Annotated in this window: 24 protein-coding genes; 20 read left to right on the top strand and 4 right to left on the bottom strand. The window is 47.9% G+C overall.

The genetic code is table 11. From position 1 onward, the window contains the following. Nucleotides 1–125: 125 nt before the first annotated feature. A complete protein-coding gene (locus P5G61_RS19975; protein WP_301248150.1) occupies nt 126–1,187 on the bottom strand; it encodes a LacI family DNA-binding transcriptional regulator in 1,062 nt (353 codons plus the stop codon). Between the two features lie 508 nt (nt 1,188–1,695). Here P5G61_RS19975 and P5G61_RS19980 point away from each other — a divergent pair. The 12 genes from P5G61_RS19980 (at nt 1,696) to P5G61_RS20035 (ending at nt 15,895) form a co-directional block, all read left to right on the top strand. Continuing rightward, nucleotides 1,696–2,589, top strand: a complete 894-nt coding sequence (locus tag P5G61_RS19980) for an ABC transporter permease (protein WP_301248414.1) — start codon at nt 1,696–1,698, stop codon at nt 2,587–2,589. 16 nt (nt 2,590–2,605) lie between these two features. Then, nucleotides 2,606–3,487 (top strand): carbohydrate ABC transporter permease, encoded by an 882-nt coding sequence (locus P5G61_RS19985; RefSeq protein WP_024632860.1) that lies wholly within the window; start codon nt 2,606–2,608, stop codon nt 3,485–3,487. Between the two features lie 57 nt (nt 3,488–3,544). Then, complete coding sequence (locus tag P5G61_RS19990) at nt 3,545–5,152, top strand: ABC transporter substrate-binding protein (RefSeq protein WP_301248152.1); 1,608 nt, start codon at nt 3,545–3,547, stop codon at nt 5,150–5,152. Nucleotides 5,153–5,257: 105 nt separating this feature from the next. Further along, nucleotides 5,258–6,739, top strand: a complete 1,482-nt coding sequence (locus tag P5G61_RS19995; protein WP_301248154.1) for a glycoside hydrolase family 32 protein — start codon at nt 5,258–5,260, stop codon at nt 6,737–6,739. An 18-nt stretch (nt 6,740–6,757) separates the two neighbouring features. Continuing rightward, a complete protein-coding gene (locus tag P5G61_RS20000; RefSeq protein ID WP_301248156.1) occupies nt 6,758–7,651 on the top strand; it encodes an ROK family protein in 894 nt (297 codons plus the stop codon). A 411-nt stretch (nt 7,652–8,062) separates the two neighbouring features. Then, entirely contained in the window at nt 8,063–8,407 is a 345-nt protein-coding gene (locus tag P5G61_RS20005) for a Na-translocating system protein MpsC family protein (protein ID WP_024632855.1), read from the top strand. 506 nt (nt 8,408–8,913) lie between these two features. Continuing rightward, complete coding sequence (locus P5G61_RS20010; protein WP_301248415.1) at nt 8,914–9,984, top strand: ABC transporter substrate-binding protein; 1,071 nt, start codon at nt 8,914–8,916, stop codon at nt 9,982–9,984. Nucleotides 9,985–10,095: 111 nt separating this feature from the next. Then, entirely contained in the window at nt 10,096–11,034 is a 939-nt protein-coding gene (locus P5G61_RS20015; protein ID WP_301248157.1) for a nucleoside hydrolase, read from the top strand. 222 nt (nt 11,035–11,256) lie between these two features. Next, nucleotides 11,257–12,075 (top strand): ABC transporter permease, encoded by an 819-nt coding sequence (locus P5G61_RS20020; protein ID WP_301248159.1) that lies wholly within the window; start codon nt 11,257–11,259, stop codon nt 12,073–12,075. Nucleotides 12,076–12,079: 4 nt separating this feature from the next. Beyond that, a complete protein-coding gene (locus P5G61_RS20025) occupies nt 12,080–12,871 on the top strand; it encodes an ABC transporter permease (RefSeq protein ID WP_192271485.1) in 792 nt (263 codons plus the stop codon). 18 nt (nt 12,872–12,889) lie between these two features. After that, nucleotides 12,890–13,948, top strand: a complete 1,059-nt coding sequence (locus tag P5G61_RS20030) for an ABC transporter ATP-binding protein (RefSeq protein WP_301248161.1) — start codon at nt 12,890–12,892, stop codon at nt 13,946–13,948. A 189-nt stretch (nt 13,949–14,137) separates the two neighbouring features. Next, nucleotides 14,138–15,895, top strand: a complete 1,758-nt coding sequence (locus P5G61_RS20035; protein ID WP_301248163.1) for an adenine deaminase — start codon at nt 14,138–14,140, stop codon at nt 15,893–15,895. A 179-nt stretch (nt 15,896–16,074) separates the two neighbouring features. Here P5G61_RS20035 and P5G61_RS20040 read toward each other — a convergent pair whose 3' ends face one another. Together P5G61_RS20040 and P5G61_RS20045 are read right to left on the bottom strand one after the other, a co-directional pair. Beyond that, a complete protein-coding gene (locus P5G61_RS20040) occupies nt 16,075–16,506 on the bottom strand; it encodes an SMI1/KNR4 family protein (protein ID WP_301248164.1) in 432 nt (143 codons plus the stop codon). Between the two features lie 140 nt (nt 16,507–16,646). Then, on the bottom strand, nt 16,647–16,910 hold the full coding sequence (locus tag P5G61_RS20045; RefSeq protein WP_301248166.1) for a hypothetical protein: 264 nt from the start codon (nt 16,908–16,910) through the stop codon (nt 16,647–16,649). A 266-nt stretch (nt 16,911–17,176) separates the two neighbouring features. Between P5G61_RS20045 and P5G61_RS20050 the strand changes: the two genes are divergently transcribed. The 4 genes from P5G61_RS20050 to P5G61_RS20065 all read left to right on the top strand — a co-directional run bounded on the left by P5G61_RS20050 (nt 17,177) and on the right by P5G61_RS20065 (nt 20,710). Further along, nucleotides 17,177–17,911, top strand: a complete 735-nt coding sequence (locus tag P5G61_RS20050; protein ID WP_301248167.1) for an HAD family hydrolase — start codon at nt 17,177–17,179, stop codon at nt 17,909–17,911. Nucleotides 17,912–18,279: 368 nt separating this feature from the next. After that, complete coding sequence (locus P5G61_RS20055) at nt 18,280–18,759, top strand: Dps family protein (RefSeq protein ID WP_301248168.1); 480 nt, start codon at nt 18,280–18,282, stop codon at nt 18,757–18,759. A gap of 129 nt (nt 18,760–18,888) precedes the next feature. Beyond that, complete coding sequence (locus P5G61_RS20060; protein WP_301248169.1) at nt 18,889–20,094, top strand: nitric oxide synthase oxygenase; 1,206 nt, start codon at nt 18,889–18,891, stop codon at nt 20,092–20,094. Nucleotides 20,095–20,239: 145 nt separating this feature from the next. Further along, the gene (locus P5G61_RS20065) at nt 20,240–20,710 is read left to right on the top strand and encodes an NUDIX hydrolase (RefSeq protein WP_301248171.1); all 471 of its coding nucleotides are present in this window, start codon (nt 20,240–20,242) and stop codon (nt 20,708–20,710) included. A 36-nt stretch (nt 20,711–20,746) separates the two neighbouring features. On the opposite strand, the gene P5G61_RS20070 is transcribed toward P5G61_RS20065, so the two are convergent. Beyond that, complete coding sequence (locus P5G61_RS20070) at nt 20,747–22,024, bottom strand: MFS transporter (protein WP_301248173.1); 1,278 nt, start codon at nt 22,022–22,024, stop codon at nt 20,747–20,749. Between the two features lie 259 nt (nt 22,025–22,283). Between P5G61_RS20070 and P5G61_RS20075 the strand changes: the two genes are divergently transcribed. From P5G61_RS20075 to P5G61_RS20090, 4 genes are read left to right on the top strand one after another with little or no spacing between them, the layout of a single operon-like run. Beyond that, the gene (locus P5G61_RS20075; protein ID WP_301248175.1) at nt 22,284–23,393 is read left to right on the top strand and encodes an ABC transporter ATP-binding protein; all 1,110 of its coding nucleotides are present in this window, start codon (nt 22,284–22,286) and stop codon (nt 23,391–23,393) included. Next, nucleotides 23,383–24,216, top strand: a complete 834-nt coding sequence (locus P5G61_RS20080) for an ABC transporter permease (RefSeq protein WP_024632841.1) — start codon at nt 23,383–23,385, stop codon at nt 24,214–24,216. The genes P5G61_RS20075 and P5G61_RS20080 overlap by 11 nt, the downstream gene beginning before the upstream one ends. Further along, nucleotides 24,191–25,000 (top strand): ABC transporter permease, encoded by an 810-nt coding sequence (locus P5G61_RS20085; protein ID WP_024632840.1) that lies wholly within the window; start codon nt 24,191–24,193, stop codon nt 24,998–25,000. Before P5G61_RS20080 ends, P5G61_RS20085 begins: the two co-directional genes overlap by 26 nt. Continuing rightward, on the top strand, nt 24,997–26,070 hold the full coding sequence (locus P5G61_RS20090) for an ABC transporter substrate-binding protein (RefSeq protein ID WP_301248178.1): 1,074 nt from the start codon (nt 24,997–24,999) through the stop codon (nt 26,068–26,070). Before P5G61_RS20085 ends, P5G61_RS20090 begins: the two co-directional genes overlap by 4 nt. Nucleotides 26,071–26,177: the final 107 nt, after the last annotated feature.

Below are 26,177 nucleotides of genomic sequence, written 5' to 3' on the forward strand. Positions count from 1 at the left end.
CCCCTCCAAGTGTCACTTGAACCCTCATGATAACATGAAGGTTTTTTCAAGTGTCTACTTAAAGGGGATAATACCATCGACGTGAAAGATACGGCTTTTTATTTTTCAGGGGTCAATGAGATCAATTAAACGGTCTGTGGGTTGGCCCTCACAAGCGCAGGCGTGGACTCCCGTATGATCGGTTTGGTCACGATATGCGAGACCTGATAAGGTTGTGACGGATTGTCAATCCGGGATAACAGCATCTCCGCAGCCTTGATACCCATCTCGTTGCTGTAAATATGAACAGTCGTTAATGCAGGCTCAATAATTCGGGATTCAGGCGCGTTATCGAATCCGCATATGACAATATCCTGTGGTACGTTAGCATTCCTCATTCTCAACGCCCTGATCAACTCAACTGCGATAAAGTCGTTGGCGCATACGTACGCATCAGGCAACGACTTCAGCTCTGCCACTCGCTCGTTCATCCAACCGGGCTTCGAGAAGAACAGGCGGTCATCATCCACAATGCATTGGGATAGATCGACCTGCAACCCCGCTTCCAGCATGGCCCGGTGATATCCTACCCAACGTTCATTGAAGCTTTTGCAATGATTGTAATCCCCGGCAAATCCAATATCTTTACAGCCGCTATCAATTAATTGTCTGGTTAACTGATATGTACTGTGCTCGTTCTCCATCAACAGTAAGTCTGCGTGGAATTCCGGATAACATACGTTGGAAGCGCAATCGATAAAGATCGTGGGGATTCCAAGATCAGTAATAAGCTGAGTATATTTCAAGTCGAATAACTCAATGCAAATGATGCCGTCCACGTTGGAAATATCAAAATTATTGGGAAGTGTAAGCGAATCCTGATCGATCTCACGTACGATGTGGATGGAAAGATTGTACCCCTCTGCGCTGATTCTTTTTTCCAGACCACTGATCAACAACGAACCAAAGTGGGATGTATTGGGCAGATTTTCTGTTAACAGGGCAATATTTCCAGGGGTCTTGGTTACAACATACTCACTTTCCATATAAGCGAACTGTTTATATTTAAGTTCAATTGCTTTTTTAATTACACGATTACGTGTCTCATCAGGGATATTTCCGCTATCATTCAAGGCTTTGGAAGCCGTATTCCGAGAAATGCCCAAGGCATCCGCGATGTCCTGAATCGTGACTTTTTCTTTTGCCATTTAGTGCTTCACCTCTAATGATCAAATGGTCGTCCGCATTCTTATCTAAGTCAAATGTATAATAGATCGGAACAAATAGCAATCTCAATTTTACATATGCACAATTTAGTTTGCATTTTTTAAGTGGGATGTTGCATGTCTTTTATGTAGTCAGAACTCCCATTACAAATGATGATCAAGACGAAATATCCTACTAACTATAACGATAAACACAAATTAAAGAGGCTTGAATAAACGTTATATATGCAATATAGTACACACTCAGAACTCAATAAATATGCAAAATGTTATCAATTGCACAATTATTTTTTACATAATGTATTGACTAATGCCTAGATTACCTGCTAAATTGTAAATTATTAAATGAGCAATTGTAAATATTGAAAGCCCTTACTGCAAACAATTGTCAACTTAAGGAATGAACGGAGGTCATGTGTTGGATAACACGGTGGATACCCAAAAGGGTAAAGGAAGGGCGTTGAAAGAAAGGACAGCAACCGGCCATAGGATGCAGCAGCTCAAAAAGAATTATTTTTTGTATTTGTTACTCGCGCCAGCTCTGATCCTGACCCTTATCTTCAAATACATCCCGATGTACGGAGCCATTATCGCATTTAAGGATTTTAGTCCGATTAAAGGCATCATGGGCAGTGAATGGGTAGGCTTGAAGCATTTTGAGAAGTTTTTAGCTTCGCCTAATTTTGACGTCATTTTTATGAATACGCTTAAACTCAGCTTTTTTGGATTGATATTCAGCTTTCCGGTGCCCATTTTGCTTGCTCTCATGCTGAATCAGGTACGTAAAGCCGGAGTGAAGAAAAATATTCAATTGTTTCTGTATGCCCCGAACTTCATATCGGTTGTTGTCGTTGTGGGTATGCTGTTCATCTTTCTATCCCCAACAGGGCCGGTTAACCAATTCGCCACTTGGATTACCGGTCAACCGATCATGTTCATGTCCGAGCCTGAATATTTCCGCTGGATATACATTTTGTCGGATATCTGGACCGGAGCCGGTTGGGCTTCCATCATTTATGTCGCGGCTTTGGCCAATGTCGATCCGGAACTTCACAATGCGGCCAATCTGGATGGAGCGAATCTCATTCAGCGTATTCGCCACATCGATCTTCCGACGATTCGCCCGATTATGGCCATCGTATTTATTCTTGCCGCTGGTGGGATCATGTCCATTGGATTTGAGAAAGCCTACCTGATGCAGACTTCCATGAACTTGCCTTCCTCCGAGATCATTGCCACGTATGTCTACAAGGTGGGCTTGCAGTCCGGAGATTACGCATACTCTGCGGCGGTCGGATTGTTCAACTCTGTCATCAATGTGATATTGCTGGTGACGGTGAATCTGATCGTGAAGAAATTAAATGAAGGCGAAGGCCTCTATTAGGAAAGGAGTGTTACCCATGGTAGTCAAACATACGGGACTGGATCGTCTGATCCTCGCACTGAACGCGATCTTTCTTACCTGTGCTGTACTGGTTGTGGTTGTCCCCTTGATTTATATCGTTGTGGCCTCATTCATGGACCCGACCGTGCTGCTAAATCGCGGGCTGTCCTTCAATGTATCGGACTGGAGTCTGGATGGATATCAGATGATTTTGTCCAATCCGGCCATGATTCGAGGGTTTGCGAATGCGGTGCTGTACTCGGTATCCTTTGCACTCGTGACGGTGACCGTCTCGATATTTGCAGGCTATGCACTGTCTGATGAAAGGCTGGCAGGGCGAGGTTTTTTCATGATTATATTTATCATTACGATGTTCTTCGGTGGCGGATTGATCCCTACCTATCTGCTTGTTCGTAATCTCGGCATGCTGGACACGGTGTGGGCCATTATTATTCCAGGTGCAGTCAACGTCTGGAACATCATTCTCTCCAGAACCTTTTTCAAAGGCGTACCGCGAGAACTGAAAGAAGCCGCCAATGTGGATGGCGCCTCCGAGATGAAGATTTTTTTCCAGATCGTTATTCCGTTGTCCAAACCCATTATTTTTGTACTCGCGCTGTACGCGTTTGTAGGGCAGTGGAATTCCTATTTTGACGCCATGATCTATCTGGATAATCCCAACCTCCATCCGTTACAGCTCGTTCTGCGCTCCATTCTGATTCAGAATCAGGCTGCACCAGGCATGATCAGTGATCAGCTTGCGATGGCGGAACTGAAACGGCTCTCAGAAATGATCAAATATTCAGCCATTGTCATTTCGAGTCTGCCGCTCATCATCATGTATCCGTTCTTTCAGAAATATTTCGAAAAAGGTGTCATGGTAGGTTCACTCAAATAGTGAGCAGCCCTGAAATAGCCAAGTTTCGTCCCAACACAATCCACGGAGGTCATTATCATGAAAAAAGTGAATAAGCCCAGAAAAGCCGCTACCACGGTATCTATCTCCATGTTGTCTGCCATGCTCCTGCTCTCGGCGTGTGGTGGGGGTGGAGGCGGTGCAGCGAGTGAAGCCCAGTCACCAGATGGCAAAGTGACATTGAATTTTATAACACAGAGTTCTCCGCTAGCCCCCGCTGATCCGAACGAGAAGCTGATTAACAAGAGACTCGAAGAGAAGACCAATGTGCATATCAACTGGAAGAACTATACGAGTGATGTGTTTGCGGAAAAAAGAAACCTGGCGGTAGCCAGTGGTGATTTGCCGGATGCCATTTTTGACGCAGGTTATGGAGATTATGATCTTCTGAAACTCGCGAAGGATGGAGCCATCATTCCACTGGAGGACATGATTGAGCAATACATGCCGAACCTGCAAAAGGTGCTGGAGGAAGCTCCCGAATACAAGAGCATGATTACGGCTCCAGACGGACATATTTATTCCTTTCCCTGGATTGAAGAGCTCGGAAGTGGCAAGCAGCGTATACAGGCGGTGGATGACTTGCCCTGGATCAACGTGGAATGGCTGAACAAGCTTGGACTGAAGATGCCAACGACAACCGAAGAACTGAAACAAGTGCTGATTGCGTTCAAAACCCAGGACCCCAACGGCAATGGCAAGGCCGACGAAATTCCGTTGTCCTTCATTAACAAGCCGGGCGGAGAAGATCTGACCTTTTTATTTGCGGCATTTGGACTCGGGGAGAACTGGGACCACACCGTGGTAACCAACGATGGAAAAGTGGTCTTTACGGCAGCGGATGAAGGCTACAAGGAAGCGGTCAAATACATTCACGAACTGGTTCAGGAAGGTCTTGTGGATGTGGAAGCGTATCAGCAGGATTGGAATACCTACCTGGCCAAGGGTAAAGACAACAAATATGGCATGTACTTCACTTGGGATAAGGCCAACATTACAGGCATGAATGATACCTATGATATTCTGCCTCCGGTTGCCGGGCCCAATGGAGAGATTAATGTTGCACGTACGAACGGTATAGGTCTCGACCGGGGACGCATGGTTGTTACGAGCAGCAATAAAAATCTGGAATCCACAGCGAAGTGGGTGGATCAATTGTACGATCCGCTCCAATCCGTGCAGAACAACTGGGGAACTTATGGCGATGAGACACAGCAGAATATTTTTGAATTGGATGAAGCCAAAGGCATGCTGAAGCATCTTCCACTGGAAGGCGCTGCACCTGTTGAGCTCAGACAGAAAACGAGCATTGCAGGTCCACTCGCCATTCTCGACAGTTACTATGACAAATACACAACCAAACCAGAAGATGCTGCATGGCGTATGGAACTGCTCGACAAATATATGGTTCCACATATGAAAGCGGAAAACGTGTATCCAAGCGTGTTTTTCTCAATCGATGAACTCGACCGCCTCTCCACCATTGAGACAGATCTGTTCGCCTATGTGCTGCGTATGCGCACGGAATGGTATCAGAATGGAAAGATCGATCAGGAGTGGGATGCTTATCTGAAAGAGCTGGATCGTCTTGGACTGCAAGAATGGCTTCAGATTAAACAAGCGGGATATGACCGCAATACTAAATAAAACAAACTGGATGAGGAGACTCTGCATTCTGCCATACATAGCATCAGATTGCGGAATGAAGCAAAGTCTCCTCTTCAACGGTTTGATCCAAAGGAGTAAACCATAATGTCTACAATCTCAACATCCGATTACCGGGGAGTCTATCACTTCTCACCTAAGGAGAAGTGGATGAATGACCCCAATGGCATGGTGTTTTTCAAAGGCGAGTACCACTTGTTCTACCAGCATCATCCGTTTGGCACAACATGGGGACCTATGCATTGGGGACACGCGGTAACCAGGGACTTGGTTACTTGGGAAGAGCTGCCTATAGCTTTGGCGCCGGATGAACATGGCATGATATTCTCCGGCAGCGCTGTGGTGGATTGGAACAATACGTCCGGATTCTTTGATGATGAGCCAGGACTGGTGGCTATTTTCACCCATCATCAGGAGGTAGCAGACCATCATCCGGTTCAGCGACAAAGCCTCGCTTATAGCAAGGACAGCGGCAGAACATGGATTAAGTACGAGGGCAATCCGGTACTGGAGCATGAGTCGTTCGTGGATTTCCGTGATCCCAAAGTTTTCTGGCATGAGCAGACCAAAGAATGGATTATGATTATTGCCTGTGGTCAAACGGTATGTCTGTACCATTCTCCCGATCTGAAGGACTGGACTGTGGGCAGTGAGTTCGGCACAGGAATCGGTTCGCATGATGGCGTCTGGGAGTGTCCTGATCTGTTCCCGCTGGCTGTGGATGGAGATATGAGTCAGGAGAAATGGGTAATGCTCGTCAGCATTGGTGCAGATCCAGCCTTCAAGGAAGGCTCTAGAACGCAGTACTTCACTGGAGATTTTAACGGCACTACATTTGTTCCTGATGAAGCTTCCCATACCGTTCGCTGGCTTGATTATGGTCGGGATAACTACGCAGGGGTCAGTTGGTCCGACATTCCGGCAGAAGACGGCCGACGCCTGTTTATGGGTTGGATGAGTAACTGGATGTATGCCAACCAGACGCCAACCGAAGACTACCGCGGCGCGATGACTATCGCGAGAGAGCTGACATTGGAGACAAGGAACAGTAAAGTCGTGCTGATTCAGCGACCTGCGCGCGAGTTGGAACAGTTCCGCACGTCAGTATTATCCCTACAGGATGCTTCCATCAGCCAGGTGAGTGAGCTGTTGAGCACTTTGCACCTTATAAATTATGAGATTCATGCGGAATGGGCTTCTGACCAATCTGTTCAATTTGCATTACGAAGTGGCATGGACTACGAAACGCTCGTAGGTGTGGATGCTAACCGGAATGAAGTGTATATCGATCGAAGTCGATCAGGCGTCGGCAGTTTCCATGAACATTTCCTGGGTCGCCATGGAGCTGAATTGAAAGTAGACGACGGCAAACAACATCTGCGTATCTTTGTGGATTACTCATCTGTGGAGGTATTTGCCAATGACGGGCAGGCGGTTATTACCGATCTGATCTATCCGGATGCGGGTTCCAAAGGTATCTCTGTGCAGTCCGGAAACAAGGATTTAGTATTTTCTTCGCTTCATATCTACGAACTATCCCCCATCCGAACTGAAGGTCAATCGGAATGAGCGCGGGGGGACAGTAAGATGCGTATAGGAGCCATAGAAGCGGGTGGAACGAAGTTTGTATGTGGTGTCGGTAACGAGCACGGGGATATTGAAGATCGGTGCAGCTTTCCAACGGAACATCCGGAGATCACACTGGCGAAGGTCATCGACTATTTCAGGGATAAAGGAGTGGCGGCGATTGGGATCGGTTCCTTTGGTCCAATTGATCTGCAACCGGATAGCCCCACCTATGGTTACATTACGACAACGCCCAAGCCAGGGTGGGGAAACTGCAATGTTGTTGGAACATTGAAGCGCGAATTCCCGATCCCCTTTGGATGGGATACGGATGTGAATGCAGCGGCCCTTGGAGAAGTCACTTGGGGTGCTGCACAGGGACTGGACAACTGTGTGTATTATACGATCGGCACAGGTGTTGGAATTGGACTTGTAGCGGGAGGTAAACGTGTGCATGGATTGTTGCACCCAGAGGGTGGACACATCCGGACGAGACGACATCCGGAGGATCATTTTGCCGGATTATGCCCGTATCATGGCGATTGCCTGGAAGGGATGGCTGCGGGGCCAGCCATTCAGGCCCGCTGGCAGAGCCCGGGTAGCGAGCTGCCGGCAGAGCATCTGGCATGGGAGATCGAATCCTTTTACATCGCGGAGTCCATCACGACGGCCATTCTCCTTCATTCTCCGCAAAAGGTCATCCTGGGCGGTGGTGTGATGCAGCAAAATCATCTGTTTCCCATGATCCGAGAGCAGGTCGCACGGAACCTGAACGGGTATGTGAATGCAGCTCCAATAACGCAACATATCGACCAATATATTGTCCAGCCGGGATTGGGCCAGCACGCAGGACTATGCGGTGCTCTCGCATTGGGTTTAGAGGCATTGCAGCAACATACAACGTTGGCTTTATAATTTCTTATACTAATAATGTCCCAGAAGGGAAGGATGCATGTTCACTTGGCTACGTGACCGCACCGTCCTTTGTGGGATTTTTGTCTCATCTACTACAAGAAAAAGTACGCCACGCTTCAAGGCAGATCAGGAAAGCGTACTGCTCAGTCGTTTTGAGTTTCATCCAGAGAACGAGTATCAAAAGTGGGTTTTTAAACAAGAATAATAGAGAAAAAAAGAGATACAGATAACACCAAGCACGCTCACGGTGAACATTTACGAATTGTTTTGGCTAGTTTATACCTATCGTTCGCTTTTATGTGTTATTTTCATGTTAACTATATCTTTTGGGTTGCCTAAAATCGTAGATATATGTATAATCAATCGTGTTAACACGTCGAACGTACGGTAGTAAATGATGTGGGTGAGTTCATGGAACTGCTGGACAGCAATGAGAGCAAGAAGAAGATGTGCCAGTATTATAACGAAATTTCGAAGGAACTGTTCGGCTTTGGGACCACTCTCCTGAGAGTGACCATTGATCAGAACATCGTGACCTTCTACGCGAAGCACCGCCGTTCACCGCGCTCTGACGCCCTGGAAGGGGAGGCCCCCGGCTTGAAGCTGGAAGTGGACTTCCGTATGTCTGTCTTGTATAAGAAGAAATTCAGGGAGAAGTTGGAGCAGCACATGGGTTTGCCAATCGAAGCTGTATTACGGGATTATGATGCGTCCACGCAGTGGGCCATTACGAATGTGATTTTGGAACAAGCATAGGATGGATCGACAGGTTCGATTCATGCGTTGCACACGGTTCTAGTCCATGATTCGGATTCCGAACAATTTCATATGATGGCGTCTGTCTTCGGATTGATTCTGGAGCAGAAACCGATGATGTACCGGCAGCGGGTGTCGCTTTCCTTTGTTTACGAAGAAAAGTGTTCTTGTTTATACAAGAATGCTTTTCTTTTTGTTTTCTTAAGTTGAACTATATAAACCCAACTAACAAAAATTTACACTGGCACTCCGATGACAGAACAACCTTCCGATCGCTGTTATTCCCAGATTTCTTTAATTTCATTTAGAGTAAGGTGAAATCCGGGAATAAAGGCGAAGCGTATGCTTTCGATGCAGCTTTCTTTCAGAAAGCTTTTAGCTCCGCTTCTTCAGGTTTTTTCTGTCCTCTACGTTATTGTGAAAAATTTTAGTTGAGAATATCAAGCTAGTTCAACTTAATGGTTTAGGTTGTTAAATCACACATATCAGGGGGAATCAGGATCATGATGAAGAAGTGGATTAGCGGTTTGGCGGCAGTGGCAATGACATCGGTATTACTTGCAGGATGCGGCAGCAGTACAGAGGACGCTACAGGCGGATCAGGAAGCGGAGGCACGGCGCCAACCAAGCTGGTCATCTCCACTTGGGGGTTCTCGGAAGACTTCTTCAATGAAGAAGTATTTGGTCCTTTTGAAAAAGAACATAATGTAGACATCGTACTTGAAGTAGGTAACAACGCTGAGCGTTTGAACAAAATTCGCCAGGGTACATCCAATGTCGATGTAATCTACTTGTCTGATTATTATGCACAGCAAGGCATTGATGAAGGTTTGTTTGAGAAAATTGACCGCTCCAAAATTCCGAATGTGAACGATATTTATGATATAGCCAAAGCACCGCTTGGCGAAGATTACGGCCCGGCCTACACGGTGGGACAGCTCGGAATCGCTTATAACCCGGACCTCGTTTCCAAAGAAGTCACTTCATGGGCGGATCTGTGGGACCCGGCGTTTGCCAATAACCTGACGATTCCAAACATTACGGCCACAGCAGGCCCAATGGTATTGGATGCTGCTTCCCGTGTAGCCGGAAACGACACGTTTAATGAAGATGCAGCATTTGCGGAACTGAAAAAATTAAGCGGCAACGTGGTTAAATTCTACACGCAAACTTCCGAATTCGTGAACATGTTCTCCCAGGAAGAGATTGCTGGTGGACCGATTATGGAAATGTACTTCAAGGATCTGAAAGCGGCAGTGCCGAATGCGAAGTTTGTTACACCTAGCGAGGGTGCGTATGCAGTCATGAATACGATTAACGTCGTGAAAGGCAGCAAGAACAAAGAACTCGCTGAAGAATTCATCAACTGGCAGCTGAGCCAGGATGTACAAGCCAAATCTGCCAAAGCCAAAGTGGATTCCCCAGTAAACACGATGGTTGAACTGACTGCCGAAGAAGCTGAAGGCGTAACGTATGGTGCAGACGTGGTTGGCAAGCTGAACAAGCTGGATATGGAATTTGTGAATCAACAGGCCAAAGCATGGACAGATCGTTGGAACCGTGAGATTGCACAATAAGCGTAATCAACGTTTGGACGATAAGGTTGATCCGCAGTAATGATATCGATTGAGCTCGACAAATAACATTTGCAGCAAGCAATCATTTAACGGCAGAGGAGTTGGGAATGCATGAGTGAAACAGGAAATCGCATCCTTCTGGATGTGGATACCGGTATAGATGACGCGCTGGCGATCTTGCTGGCCGTCAAGAGTCGGAAGCTGGACATTCTCGGAATTACCACGGTCTGTGGGAACGTATCACTCCAGCAGGCAACGGATAACACATGCAAAATTCTCGAACTGGCCGAAGCGACCTCCATTCCGGTCATTGCCGGAGCGGCTGGCCCACTCACGCGCAAGTCTCACTATGAACACCGGGTACATGGACAAGACGGGTTGGGCGGTGCGCTGCCTGATCCGGCCATATCCAAGCAGGCGGATGAAGGCTTTGCCCCGGACTTTATCATTGAACAGGCGAAGTTATACCCAGGCGAATTGACACTGATTATGACCGCGCCGTTGACGAATTTGGCGTTGGCTCTGATGAAGTGTCCTGAACTGCCTACATTATTGAGGGAAGTCATCTTCATGGGTGGCGTCGTTCGTGGACATGGCAATGTTACACCTACTGCGGAGTACAACACGTACGCTGATCCCGAAGCCGCACGTATTGTACTGCATGCAGGCATCGAGAAGCTTACGCAGGTTGGCTTGGATGTTACCCGTCAAACGCTGCTGAATGAAGAAGCCATCGGACGATTAACTGACCCGGTACTGCGAGATTATGTGGCGCAAAGCACGGAGATTTACATCAAGCGGTATGAAGAAATGAATGGGATACGCGCCTGTGCTTTGCATGACCCACTGGCCGTTGGCGTCGCCCTTGCCCCGGAACTGGTCGGACGCAAATCGTATTACGTCGATGTAGAGACGGCCAGCCGCCTGTGCGATGGTCAGATGGTATGTGACTTCCAAAACCGTTTGGGCGAACAGCCTAACACACTCGTATGCGAAACGGTAGATGCCGAAGCATTCCTTGAACTGTTTATCAACGCGTTAAATGCGTAGCTATGACCGTTAAATTCATTTTTTACACAAGAACGAAGTGACAGAAGAAAGCTGGAGAAGCGAAGCGCTCGCCTTTATCCCCGGATTTTACCCTTTAATTAAAGGATTAAAAAAATCTGGGGATAACAGCGATCGAAAGATTCTTCTGGCACGGAGTGAGATAGTGTAAAGTTGTGATTTTAACGTGTGAATAAAACCATTTTACAAGTCAGGAGTACCGCAATGAAGAAATCAGTATACTGGCTATTGCTGCCAGGATTCATATTTTTGGCGGCATTTATGATCATTCCGATTGTCCTGACGATCGGATCGACGTTTTTTCAGGAAAGCTCCTTCACGTTTGAAGGATATATGCATTTTTTCAGAGACCCTTACTTTTTGAAAATATTGCTTACGACGCTGCAGGTCAGCGTGGTCACCACCCTCGTCTGCGTGGTGCTCGGATTCCCGACAGCTTATTATATTTCACGGAAAGCGCCGCGCCGCAAAGGCATTCTGCTGGCACTGGCCATCTTCCCGCTGCTAACGAGCCCTGTCGTGCGCTCGTTTAGCTGGATGATTATTCTCGGACGTAAAGGGCTGATCAACAATGCCCTCGTTGGACTGGGGATCGTGGACAAGCCGCTGGATATTCTGTATACACCGGCAGCCATGATGATTGGTTTGACCCATCTGTTCTTACCACTCATGATCATTTCTCTGGTCGGTGTGCTTGAGAATATCGATGGTGATCTGCTCAAGGCAGCACAGAGCCTGGGTGCATCACGCTTCACGGCATTCCGCCGGGTGGTCTTCCCGCTGGCTGTGCCAGGGCTCGTGATCGGAGCAGTACTTGTTTTTGTCGGTAGCCTCACAGCTTATACGACGCCTGCGCTTTTGGGAGGCAAACAACGCGTCATTGCGACGTTCCTCTATCAGAACGCGATGACCCTGAACGACTGGTATCTGGCCTCGGTCGTTGCCGCGATTATGATTGTGATTACATTTGTCGTGGTCGGTGTCATGAACAAAATGGCCAAAACTTTAAATCCGAAGGGGTAGACATATGCGGGAGAAACATATCGGGCTGGGCCTGTTCAGTCTGCTGGTCTTTATCTTTCTGCTGGGCCCGCTTCTGATCATCTCGGTGACTTCGTTTGAACCGGGGACGGTACTCAAATTTCCGCCGGAGGGCTTCTCCCTCCGCTGGTACGAGAATATTTTCAACACAGGCGGTTTCCTGCGCACGTTCCAGACGTCCATCATCATTTCCCTGCTGGGGAATTTGCTGGCGCTGTTGCTCGGGGTTCCGGCTGCGTATGCACTTAGTCGTTACGATTTTAAAGGCAAGTCCGTGCTGAACGCATTGTTCCTGTCGCCGGTACTGATTCCGGGAATCGTGCTTGGTTTTACATTGATGAAATATCTGATCGTGATCTATCATTTGCCGATGTACTTGGGTCTTCTGATCGGTCACACCATTATTATGCTGCCATTTATTATTCGCGTTATCGCATCGAGTCTGTCAAGCTTTGACTTTGCAGTGGAAGAAGCGGCCTTGAGTCTCGGCGCGGGACGGGTAAGAACGTTCTTCCAGATTGTGCTTCCCAACATTCGTTCGGGAATTATCGCGGCGGTGCTGATTGCCTTTCTGGAGTCCTTCAACAACGTGGACATTTCCGTGTTTATGACCGGACCGGGGGTAAGTACATTGCCCATTCAGATGCTGACCTATGTGGAAAATTATTTTGACCCAACCATTGCAGCCATTTCCGTGCTCCTGATGGTATTAACCGGACTTTTAATGTTCGTGATCGAACGGATCATGGGCGGATTCTCATATTTTACTAAACGTTAATTGGAGGCGCAGAACGCTATGGCATTGCTGACATTAGACCACGTATCCGTGGCATACGATAAGCAGACAATCCTGAAGGATTTTCAGTTGGAGCTGGAAAAAGGCAAGCTGCTCTCCCTGCTCGGACCGAGCGGTTGCGGCAAAACAACTACGCTGCGCCTCATCGCCGGGTTTCTGGAAGCATCTCAGGGCAAGTTTATGTTCGGCGGCAAGGACTACACGAAGGTTCCGGCGAATAAGCGGAACTTCGGATTTGTATTTCAGAGTTATGCGTTATTCCCGCATCTGTCTGTCTATGACAACGTGGCCTTTGGCCTGCGGATGCGCAAGGTGAAAGACAAGGATATCGCGTCACGCGTGATGCGTATTCTTGAAGTGGTGAACCTGAACGGCTTCGAGAAACGATTCCCGCAGGAACTGTCCGGTGGACAGCGTCAGCGTGTCGCGATTGCCCGCGCATTGGTCATTGAACCAGATTTGCTGTTGTTCGATGAACCGCTCAGCAACCTGGATGCCAACCTGCGGCTGAATATGCGGGTTGAGATTCGCCGGATTCAGCAGGAGCTGGGTATTACAACGCTCTACGTCTCTCATGATCAGGAAGAGTGTTTCTCGATCTCAGACCAGGTTGCGATTATGAACAAAGGCGTGGTTGAGCAGCTCGACCGCCCGGAAACCATTTTCAAATACCCGGCGACGGAGTTTGTAGCCCGATTTATCGGGTTCCATAATTTTATTGAATTCGCAGAGCGCAGTGATGCAGGAGAAGTGATCACGCTGAAAGCGGGAGGTCGTTTGTTCACCGCAACGGCTCATCCCGGAACAGCACGTCCCGGTGCTCGCAAAGGTGCGATTCGCCCGGATGATCTGATCGTTAGTGGAGATACCTCTGGGGACATGGCAAATGCTCTGCCAGGAATTATCAAAGTAAGCACATACCTTGGACGCAGCTATCAATACGTCATTGAGACAGAACTCGGCGACTTCACGGCCAATCAGGAGATGGAGACACCTTATCTCAGCGGACAGCGGGTTAATCTGATTTTCCCGCAGGATAAGCTTGTCCTTGTGGAATAACAGCAGGAAGCAGAAGCAGCAAAAGAGGCATTTTATCCGTTGAATCCAGGTGTCCCGTTACAGTGTATGGAATGGAACTAAGTGATATTGGTACGGCATATCCAAAATGGCTGTCTCCATTCCATATGGCTAATGGTAAACGGCTGCTCTGGAGCTGTAAAATGCTCATGAAGAAGGAGATTATGCCCCATGCGTGCAGATCAACTAATTAAGAATGTACATGTGTATAACAGTTATTATAAACGTTTCGAAACGAACAACGTGGCTGTACTGGACGGCAGATTTATGTATGTTGGGCCAGGCGGACCGGAGATGATTCAAGCCGATGAAGTGATTGATGCACGCGGTCGTTATATGATTCCGGGCCTTATTGATATTCATCTGCACATCGAGAGTACGATGGTGACACCAGCAACCTTTTCCCATGGCCTGATCCGCTGCGGGGTAACGTCCATTGTGGCGGAACCGCATGAGATGGCGAATGTGTTTGGTTTGGAAGGCGTGCAGGAGATGATGTCGGCCAGTCGCGAGACGACTGTGGACATGTTCTATGCCATCCCAAGCTCCGTTCCGGCGACACCAATGGAAACAACGGGCGGTTCAATCGAAATCGAAGACATGGATGTGCTGCTGGCTACTGGGGAGATCATCTGTTTGGGTGAGATCATGAACTATGTGGACGTCATCCGTGACCCGGAATGCAAGACGAACCAGATCCTCCAGCATATTCGCCAGAACTATCCAGATCTTGTGATCGAAGGTCATACACCGAAACTGCTTGGGCTGGATCTGCACCGACTGATCTATGCGGGTGTGGATTCCGATCATACACATCAGAGTATTGAAGGCTTGCAGGCGCGAATTGCGGCAGGCATGTTTATAGAAATTCAGGAAAAATCGATGACGCCAGAAGTTATGGAGTACCTGATTCGGCATGATGTTGCTCAGCATTTCTGCTTCGTAACGGACGATGTTATGCCTGATTCGCTGGTGGAACGGGGACATTTGGATCATATCGTGCGTAAAGCTATTCGGATGGGTATGCGCCCTGAAGATGCAATTTACGCAGCAACCTCGACCCCTGCATCCCGGATGAAAATGACTGATCGCGGTAGCATTGCCCCAGGCAAAGTGGCGGATTATGTACTGCTGTCCAACTTAGATACACTTGCAGTAGAGCAAGTATACAAAAATGGCCGTAAAGCTTATGACGACTACGAACCGTACAAGCAAGACCGGATCAGTGGACAGTTTCCACCTCACTTTTACAAGAGCGTGCAGTTGGATCTACTGGGAACCGAGGATTTCGCAATTCGTTTATCTGATCCGAAGGTGAGTGGGAAAAGTGAAGCCTCAGCCTCTGACGCGCAGTTATCTGAAAATGGTCTAAACAACTGCCGGGTTATGATGGTGAAGGATGGTTCAACCTTTGTGGAAGAGCAAATTGCACAGGTTCAGGCTGCGAATGGTGAACTGCTCTGGGAAGAGAGTGAATATGGACAGATTGCGACCTTTGAACGTTATGGTGTGAACGGTAACCGGGCACATGGTTTGATTGGTGGAGACACGATTAAGCGTGGGGCCATTGCGACAACGTATTCACATGACAACCACAACCTTTTGGTCGTAGGGCGCAATCGTGAAGATATGATCTTGGCAGCTAACACGGTAATTTCGAGCCAGGGTGGATTCTGTGTGGTGGAGGACGGCAAAGTATTGTCCCATCTCGAACTACCTGTGGGTGGCATTTTGACGGAGGAACCGCTGGCGGTGGTGTCCCACCAAGTAAAAGAACTGCGTGCAGCGATGTTGTCTCTTGGTTATGTGCACTATAACCCGATTATGTCGATAAGTACCCATTCCTTGGCGGTAAGTCCAGCTCTGAAAATTACCGATCACGGCCTGATTGATGTGAATGCAGGCAAGGTTGTACCGTTGATAATCTAATTTAAATACACACATTTCGTGATGTACATCCAATTAGATTGTTAATTGTGGGTAGTGTTAGTTATAAAAAATAAGATACCCCGTTACATCACGAATGAGTGGTGCCACGGGGTATTTATGTATAATCAAGGATTCCAAAGTGTTTATCTATGCGCTAACTTCACAAGTGGAATATTAAACTAGATTTTTATCTTTCCTTGTATGGACCATTCCAAATATTTGGACACCGAAGGTGCAACCCAGTTGCGGCTGTCATTTTCATGATTCCACACAAACACGTCATCTCTACATATTCCATCCCCTGTCACTGGAAACGCGAATAAATCGCCAATCCCACTTTCGCCGAAGAAGATCAGGTTATCAAAGGGCATATAATATTCTTGGAAGTGGTCATCCCGATAGTGTCTGTTTTCATTCCTGATTCGGTCTGCTGGCCAGATTAGTCCTAAATCGTAAATGGCTCTTACCCCATTGGTTTCGAGCAATATTTCCTTTAGTTCACGAGGCAAAGTGACATGGAAGAAGCTCTCAACCTTTGTAATGTCGTCTCCAGATGCAGGGGGACTGAACGTATACTCTTTTGAAACTCCCTGAAGATGCTCTCTCCACATGAATAAAGTCCTCCTCGCAATATTTAATTATAATAGGACTTGTATGCAAACGACATTTACTCCAGTAAAAGCAGTCCTTCATAACTACACCGACATAGAGTAGGCAAAGTTATGTAAGGACTACTCTTTTTAACTTCGGTTTACCAAGTAAGCCAACCACTCGTTCGTTTATAATTGTGAAGGAGATCATATTGCTCGCTGTACATCAATCGTTTCATTTTGGTTCTATACAGACGATAGTCTTGCTTACGAGCCGGTTTACTTTCTTTGTTGAAATGAGTGCTCTTGATTCCTTTACGAATTTCCTTGAGCTTCTCTTTTCTTGGATCAATGAACTTCTTGTTGTTTTTCAGTTCTAGCGACTGTTCATTTTCCCAAATTTGAATCTCATTCTGTGCAAACATCTTCATCCCCGTTGTGCCGGGTTAGATTTTGGCTTCGGGAGCCATGGCCTCAGACACAACTAATAGAAGAAGATTTTCGGATTGAACATAAGCATCCCCCCTGAAATAATTCATCCTTATTTTAACATATATAATGGATTTTTATGCTACTCCAAGTAAGGGTTAATCATGTTTAAGGATGAATCCTTGTTTGGACGGGGCAACTCAATCCATATATAGTAAGAAGAGAATGTTCGGAGCCAACACCAGGAGGATAAGTAGCAATTATGGAAAAAACAAATAAAACGAGAGCTATCTTTTTCGATGTAGACGATACCTTGTATGATCACTTGCAGCCGCTGAAAGGAGCACTACAGGAGGTTCTCGGTCTGCCAGATGATTTCCCTTACGCTGAAGCCTATCACCGTTTTCGGTATTATAGCGATTGGCTGTCTGCCCAAGAAGACTTGTCTGCTGTGCCCGAACCGGAAGCGGTGGAACGGATGCGTCATCGCCGATTTGAGCTGACCATGGCGGAATTTGGACTACCCCTACACTCGGGGCAGGCTGAACAACTGCAAGCACAGTATCTGAGCAGACAGTTTCAGATTCAACCTTTTGACGGGGCATATGAACTTATTCGAAGACTTCTTGCAGAAGGGCATACAGTTGGGTTAATCACCAATGGAGAAGGGAAGCATCAGCAGCGGAAGCTAGAAGCGCTGGATGTTTTCAGCCTTATCCCAGAAGAACGGATTTTCATTTCGGGTACTTTAGGTTACGCCAAGCCGGATCGCCAATTGTTTGAGCATGTAAACAGACAGACAGGAACGGATTCCAGCTCCAGCTATTATATCGGCGATTCCTGGCGCAATGATGTTGTTGGTGCCGTCGATGCCGGATGGAAAGTGATCTGGTTCAACCATCGCGGTGCTCTGCCAGAATCAGAGCACCAGGCTCATCACGTAGCGCGCAGTTATGAAGAGGTAAGCCGTATCCTTACATCCGAGTTGGTTCAATAGTAAGCGTGTATTTACTTTAGTGCAGTCCTGTTACCTCGTTGAGGATCAGGGCTATTTTTGTTGTTGATGTGTACCACGTGAGGATTGTCATTGTACATCGGTGAAAATCGAGGTATAGATACTGTGTGCAAACTTGTTAAAAGGATCTTCCCTGCACGAGCTAAAAGATGAAGCGTAGCTTCATGGAATCTTCATTTGAAAGCGTAGGCTAAAGCCTTCACAAAGGATATAAGTAGTGTTATAATTAAAACAAGATTTAGATTAAGTCTAAATTAAAGAAACGAAATTAACTTCAACCAAACGTATGCAGCTTACAAACGAACAACAATTTAAAAATTCAATGTGTAATTCGAGAGGGGATAAATTCCATGAGCACAATCCAAACTAGAAACAACACTTTTGCAAACAACGATACTGCACTTCACGATGTCCTGAATCGCCAGATCGCCGGTTGGTCTGTACTGTACACCAAACTGCACCATTTCCACTGGTATGTCCAAGGTCCTCACTTCTTCACACTGCATGCCAAATTCGAAGAGTTGTATAACTTGGCTACCGCAAATATGGACGAAGCCGCAGAACGTCTATTGGCCATTGGTGGACGCCCGGTCGCAACGATGGGTGAACAACTGCGGTTGTCACCAGTTGAGGAAGCACAGGGACATTTATCGGCTGAACATATGGTAGAGACAGTGATTGCCGATTTGCGATCCATGGTGGATGTTATGGAACAGGGTATTCAAGCAGCAGGCGAAGCCGAGGATCATGCAACCGAAGATATGCTAATTGGATTTACCGCAGCATTGGATAAAGAGGTCTGGATGTTAAACGCATTTCTGGGCAAATAAGCTAAGTTACCCTGCATCCGCTGACAACGATATGTAGAGTCCGTGAACAAAGTGCCCGTTCGCTTACAAATCCGGTGTGGTTGCCGTATAATGATGGCATTCAAGATGTATAGATTGGTGGAATGAATAATGCGGACAGACCTGGAAGAACTGCGGGATGAAGCTGAACGGTTTATATATAAATGTTATGAAGAGCTGGGCCATACGCGTGAAGACGCGCAGGCCCGGCTTGTTGCAGTTGTGAATGAGATCGAGCATACGGGCACATATGTGCATACTGCGGATGAACTGGAGCATGGCTGTAAAATGGCATGGCGGAACAGCAATCGCTGCATTGGACGGTTGTTCTGGGATAAGCTGCGCATCGTTGATGCGCGGCATGCAGATACGGCTGGAACGGCAGCGGATGCTGTGCTGACGCACATCAGAGCGGCCTCCAACGGAGGTAAGATCATTCCAATGATTACGATTCTTCCGCCTGATGGACCGAACGGAGCACCTGTGCGGATTTTGAATCACCAACTGATCCGTTATGCAGGATATGAGACGACGGAAGGCATTATAGGCGACCCTGCATCCGTTGAGCTGACGAAGACGGCAATGTCGCTTGGCTGGCAGGGAGAAGGCACTGCGTATGATGTGCTGCCACTGATTATTCAGGCGCAGGGACAAGCTCCTGAGTGGTATCCTGTGCCTGAGGAAGACATCGTGGAAGTAAGGATTGAACATCCGGAGCGTCCCGAGATTGCTGAACTGGACATGCGCTGGTACGGTGTACCGATGATTGCGGATATGCGGCTGGAGATTGGCGGCATATCCTACCCGGCAGCGCCGTTTAACGGCTGGTATATGGGAACCGAGATCGGCGCACGCAATCTGGCGGATACGTTTCGGTATAACAAACTGCCAGCGGTAGCGGCAGCGCTTGGCCTGAATACATCGAGTGAAACGACGCTATGGAAAGATCGGGCACTGGTAGAGCTGAATGTAGCTGTGCTGCATTCGTTCAAGAAAGCAGGCGTCAGCATTGTGGATCACCACACGGCCGCATCGCAATTTGCCTTGTTTGAGCAGCGGGAGGAGAAGGCCGGGCGCGAGCTGACAGGCGATTGGGTTTGGCTGATTCCGCCCGTGTCTCCGGCAACAACGCATATTTTCCACAGTTCCTACCGCAATGAGATTGTAAAGCCCAACTTTTTCTACGGGGATCATTCATATACGCTGGATACAGAGAAATCGGAAGCTGAACTTCAAAACAGGGAAAAACAACAACCCGTGGGGGATCACCAGCCTAAGGCGGAGAATCCACCAATGAAATGCCCGTTTGCACACTGATGTGTGCGAGCGGGTTATTTTTTTGAAGTGTTTTCATCAAAGCACAGGCTCTAAAATAGGAAATGAAGCTGAATATTCTTTCTCTATATGGAAATTAATTGCACTTCTATAATAGGACCATGACTTTATATAGGAGGGGTTATCCATGGGTTACATTGAATCGCTTCGAGAAATGGTTGGTAATGCACCTGTTATTCTGGTGAGACCGAGTATTTTAATATTGAATCAATCAGATGAAATTTTGTTGGTTCGAAATGCAGATGATACGTGGGGAATACCAGGTGGAATGATGGAGATGGGCGAGTCGGTGGAAGAATCTGCGATGAGAGAGGTAAGGGAAGAGATTGGGCTACAGATCAAGAAACTTAAGCTATACGGCGTCTTTTCCGAGAAAGAGTTATATACGAAATTAAGAAATGGACATGAATATTATAATGTGGTCATTGGTTACATTTGTACGGAGTTTGAAGGCGAGTTGAAGCCCGATGGGGTGGAAGTCCTTGAAGCGAAGTTCTATAAACCGACGGAACTGCCTGAGAAAACAGACCCTTATTTAAAAAGTAAAATTGAAGAAAATGCACTACATATAGCAACTTTATTAGGAATAAATAAATGATGGAGGCTGCCCACTGGTGTGGGCAGTCTTGTGCGTTTACCCCCGTTTGAATCTGTAACGGCTGCGCATCACCGCCTGAACGGCGATAGCGGCAGCGATCAGAAGCAGATTGAACACGAACACAGTGTACAGCGATCCATACTCCACAAGCAGCGCAGCAATCAGAGGGGATACAATCGAACCAATCTCGGCGGCAGAGACGATTTTACCTATGACGGCGCTTCTGCCCTCGTTCGGGATATGATCCCCAATATGAGCAAAGAACGAATCCATGTAACATGCACCGCCAACGCCACCGATCAGCATGCCCACGTAAACCCACACATAAGAAGATGTGCTCAGAAAAACCACCACTTCGATGCCAATCATCAGCATGCCAAACATGCAGAGAAGCAGGCGATCACCCATCCGATCAGACAGGTAACCTGCTACCGGGGCAGCCGCAAGTGTAGAGATTCCGGCTACGGTAAAGGCGAGGCTGGTCGCAAACGGGTCCCAGTGCATGATATGAGCAGCATATAGTGCAAAATAAGTCAGAAACACGGCATAGGCGCTCATCTCCAGAAAATGCACCGTACCGTAACCAATCAGTTGTTGCCGCCGGGTAAGCCCGGTGGACGGTTCCGGAATGGTTGGGCTAGGTGTACCGTTTACTGGAGAAATAGTGTAATCCGTATCCTTAGGTGTTTGCGTTTGTTTTATAGTAGTTGAAGCCTCGCCTGAGGCCTGACCGTTCACCTCACTTTCAGACGAATGCTCTGCTTTTGATGCCGACTTTATCCCCATTGCCGCAACGACAGCCATCAGACAGCACACGGTAACGAGTAAAAAAGGCACGGACAACGGCCAGTGCAACGAGAGCCAGCCGCTGATGACCGGACCCAGCACCATACCCCCGCCTTCACTGCTGCTGATATAACCGTTGAACAGCCCCCGGTTGTCGACATTGCCCTCATCCCCGATGATGGAACGCACGACGACCGTAAGTCCGGTAGAAGCGAGCCCTTGCAGCAGCCGCAGCAGGCCGAATAGTAGCGCGGCAGAAGATATAGCGAACCCGCCCATACAGACAGCGAGCAGCAGCAGCATGGCAATTAGTGCCCGCTTGCCCCCGATTTTCCGATAGAGTGCCGCAGCCGGCACCCCGCCAATCACTTTTCCAACATAAAAGAGTGCAAAAATAACCCCCATCATCCAGCCGGACAGGCCGAATTCCTCAATAAACAAAGGGAACAGGGGCAGGATCATGAAACCGCCCATCTGACTAAGAAAACAAATGATCATCAGCAAAGGCAGGTTACGGCGAATATCCACCAACAAGACTCCTTTCGCACAGAAACTGAAACTCCGAATCTTCCTTAAATCGTCCTACTGGATGCGTAGATATCGACATATACCCGTAATGTATGCTGTATTTGTGAGAATAAGAAGAAATAACACATGGCGTTTACATCAAAAGCATTGCGGATATAGCTGAATCATATATAATAGATGGGATTTGTAATGAAGCATGCATGAAAAGAAGTGTACAGGCTCAAGGTATACCTCAAGTTTAAAGGGGGCGAAGTGAAGCATGTCAGAACAACAACCGATTATCCGGTTCGACCGGGTGACTCAGCAATACGATCAGGATGAAGCCGTATTGAAGGAAGTCAGCTTTGAGATTGAGCGGGGTAAATTTTATACGCTACTCGGCCCGTCAGGCTGCGGGAAAACAACGATATTGCGCTTGATTGCCGGCTTTGCGGAGCCGACACAGGGCAGTATTTATTTTAATGGTGCACTGATTAACCGTGTGCCTGCCCACCAGCGGCAGGTGAATACCGTATTTCAGGATTACGCGTTATTTCCACATTTGAATGTATTTGAGAACGTAGCTTTTGGTTTGCGAATCAAAAAGATGAAAACGGCTGAGATTCGCAGCAAAGTGCTGGAAGCACTCAAGTTCGTCAATCTCTCCGGTTATGAGAACCGTGAAATTGGCGAGATGTCCGGCGGACAACGGCAGCGTGTCGCGATCGCACGGGCGATTGTCAATGAACCCGAGATTTTGCTGCTGGACGAGCCGCTCTCGGCGCTCGATCTGAAGCTGCGGACCGAAATGCAGTATGAACTGCGTGAGCTGCAGCAGCGATTGGGCATTACGTTTATTTTTGTCACGCATGACCAGGAGGAAGCCTTGGCGATGTCGGATGAGATTTTTGTCCTGAATGGCGGCGTCATTCAACAGAGCGGCACACCCAATGATATCTATGATGAGCCAATTAACCGGTTTGTGGCGGACTTTATCGGGGAATCGAACATCGTATCCGGCAAAATGAAGCAGGACTTTGTGGTTGAATTCGCTGGTGCACAGTATGAGTGTGTCGATCAGGGTCTGCAGAAGGACGAGCCTGTGGAGATTGTGATTCGTCCAGAGGATATGGAGATTACAACCGAGGAACAGGGCAAGATGCAGGTCAACGTGGACTCCCAACTGTTCCGTGGGGTGCATTACGAGATATCCACCTACGATGACGCGGGCAACGAGTGGCTGGTACATTCCACGAAGAAAGCCATGGTAGGCGCTCGTATTGGACTGTATTTTGACCCGGAAGCTATCCACGTCATGCGCTTTAACGAGACGGAAGAAGAGTTCGACAAACGTCTGGAAGCCTACCAAGAGGCCGTTCATGCAGACTAAGGCGAGTACACGCAATGCGTATCTGATTCCATATGTGTTATGGATGGTGTTGTTCGTAGTTGCTCCGGTTCTGCTGGTGGTGTATTACTCGTTCTTCGATGTGGAGGGCAACTTCACGCTGGGCAACTATGCCCGCTTCTTTACACCTGTGTACATGCAGATGACCCTGAGTTCGTTCTGGTATGCATTTCTGATCACGGTGTTCTCACTATTGGTCTCGTATCCGACGGCATATTTACTGACTCGTACGAAGCATAAGCAGCTATGGCTGCTGCTTATTATTTTGCCAAGCTGGATCAATCTGTTGTTAAAAGCGTACGCCTTTATCGGCCTGTTCGGCACGTATGGTCTGACCAATTCCCTGCTTGAAGTGGTGGGCATTGGCACGCAGCAGATTTTGTTCACCGATTTCAGCTTTATCTTTGTCTCGGTGTACATCTTCATTCCGTTCATGATCCTGCCGATCTTCAACGCGCTGGAAGAGATGAATCCGTCGCTGATCTATGCGGCACGTGATCTTGGGGCATCGTCATGGCTGACGTTTCGCCGGGTCATCTTTCCGCTGACACTCAGCGGTGTGAAATCCGGCTGTCAGGCCGTATTTATTCCGGCGTTATCCTTGTTCATGATTACCCGCCTTATTGCGGGGAACCGGGTAATTACGCTGGGAACAGCGATTGAGCAGCATTTTCTCGTCACCCAGGACTGGGGGATGGGCTCGACGATTGCCGTCTTTTTGATTATTGCGATGGCGATCATTATGTTCCTGACCGGGTCAGGCAAGAAGGAGGTGCGTAATGGGAAGAAACGGAAAGCTGTCTAACGTCTATCTGGCCGTTGTATTCGCCATACTTTACGCACCGATCGCGTATCTCATCTTCTATTCCTTCAATAGTGGCGGCCATATGCGCGGCTTCGAAGGGTTTACATTGGAATGGTACAGGGAAGTATTTGCCGATACCCGGTTACTGATTATTGTACTGAATACGTTTATTATTGCGCTCCTGTCCTCGGCAATTTCGACGATGCTCGGTGTTGCAGGGGCATTGGCGATCTATCATGTGCGGCGCAAACGGACCAAGAATACGTTGCTGTCACTCAATAACGTGCTGATCGTCAGTCCGGATGTCATTATCGGTGCATCCTTTCTGATTCTGTTTACCATGATTGGCATCAAACTTGGATTCACTTCGGTATTGTTGTCTCATATCGCATTCAGCGTGCCGATTGTTGTCATCATGGTACTGCCGAAGCTTCAGGAGATGAGTCCAACCTTGATGGATGCCGCGCGTGATCTGGGAGCTGGGTCGTGGCAGATTCTGACTCGTGTCGTGCTTCCATACGTCAAACCGGGGATTTTTGCCGGGTTCTTCATGGCCCTGACGTACTCGCTGGATGACTTTGCCGTAACGTTCTTTGTCACAGGGAACGGGTACTCTACACTCTCTGTAGAGATTTATTCAAGAGCAAGGCAGGGCGTGTCATTGTCCATCAATGCGCTGTCTACACTGCTGTTCCTGCTCACAGTGCTGCTGGTGGTTGGATACTACTTCATTAACCGCCGCGCAACTCGGATACCACCCGGAGGAAAGGGGCTGCGTCCATGAAGCAACTGGTACGGACATTTGCGATTGTATTCATCGCTGCCTTTGCCCTGATGATTCTGGCCTCGTATCTGAACAAGAGTCAGGGGTATTCGGGCGGCAACACGCTGACCATCTATAACTGGGGCGATTATATCGACCCTGATCTGCTGAAGGAATTTGAGCAAGAGACTGGCATCAAGGTGATCTATCAGACGTTTGACTCGAATGAAGCGATGCTGACCAAGATTGAGCAGGGAGGAACGACGTTTGATGTAGCGATACCTTCCGAATATGCGATTAGCAAAATGAAAGCAGAGAACCTGCTCGTTCCACTGGATCACAGCAAGCTTCCGAATCTGAGTAACATCGACCCACGGTTTATGGACCTGTCCTTTGATGAGGGCAACAAGTACTCCATCCCTTACTTCTGGGGAACAGTGGGCATTGTGTACAACCCTGAACTGGTCGATGGGTTAACGTTTGAGAGCTGGAATGATCTGTGGGACCCGCGTTTGAAAAATCAAATCCTGCTGCTCGATGGTGCACGTGAAGTGATCGGCATGGGGCTGAACAGCCTCGGTTATTCGCTGAACGATACCAACGAAGACCATCTGCAGGCGGCTTTGAAGAAATTGTCCACCCTGACGCCGAACGTCAGAGCCATTGTCGGAGACGAAATTAAGATGCTGCTGGCGAACGAAGAAGCGGCGGTTGGACTCGTATGGTCCGGGGATGCGTCGGAGATTATGGATGAGAACGACAAGCTGGATTACGTGGTTCCTGAGGAAGGCTCGAACCTTTGGTTCGATAACATGGTCATTCCGAAGACTGCGAGTAATATTGAAGGGGCACATCAGTTTATCAACTTCATGCTGGACCCGGATCATGCCGCCCGTAACGCCGAGTATGTCGGGTACTCCACACCGAACGCCGAGGCATTAAAGCTGCTGCCAGAGGATATTTCGGAGGATGAACGATTCTATCCGGATGAGACGCTGACGGGCAAGCTGGAAGTGTACGATAATCTGGGCAAAAAAATGCTGTCGCATTACAATGATTTGTTCCTCGAATTTAAAATGCATAGCAAGTAAAAGGCATTTAATTGAGATGTATAGCTCTCTCTGATTCGTTAAAACTCAAATGGGAGCAAATGACCGCCAATAGCGTGTGTACAGTTCGTTAGAATAAACAGGGGTGC

It is taken from the genome of Paenibacillus vandeheii, assembly GCF_030433635.1.
Classification (GTDB): Bacteria; Bacillota; Bacilli; order Paenibacillales; family Paenibacillaceae; genus Paenibacillus; species Paenibacillus vandeheii.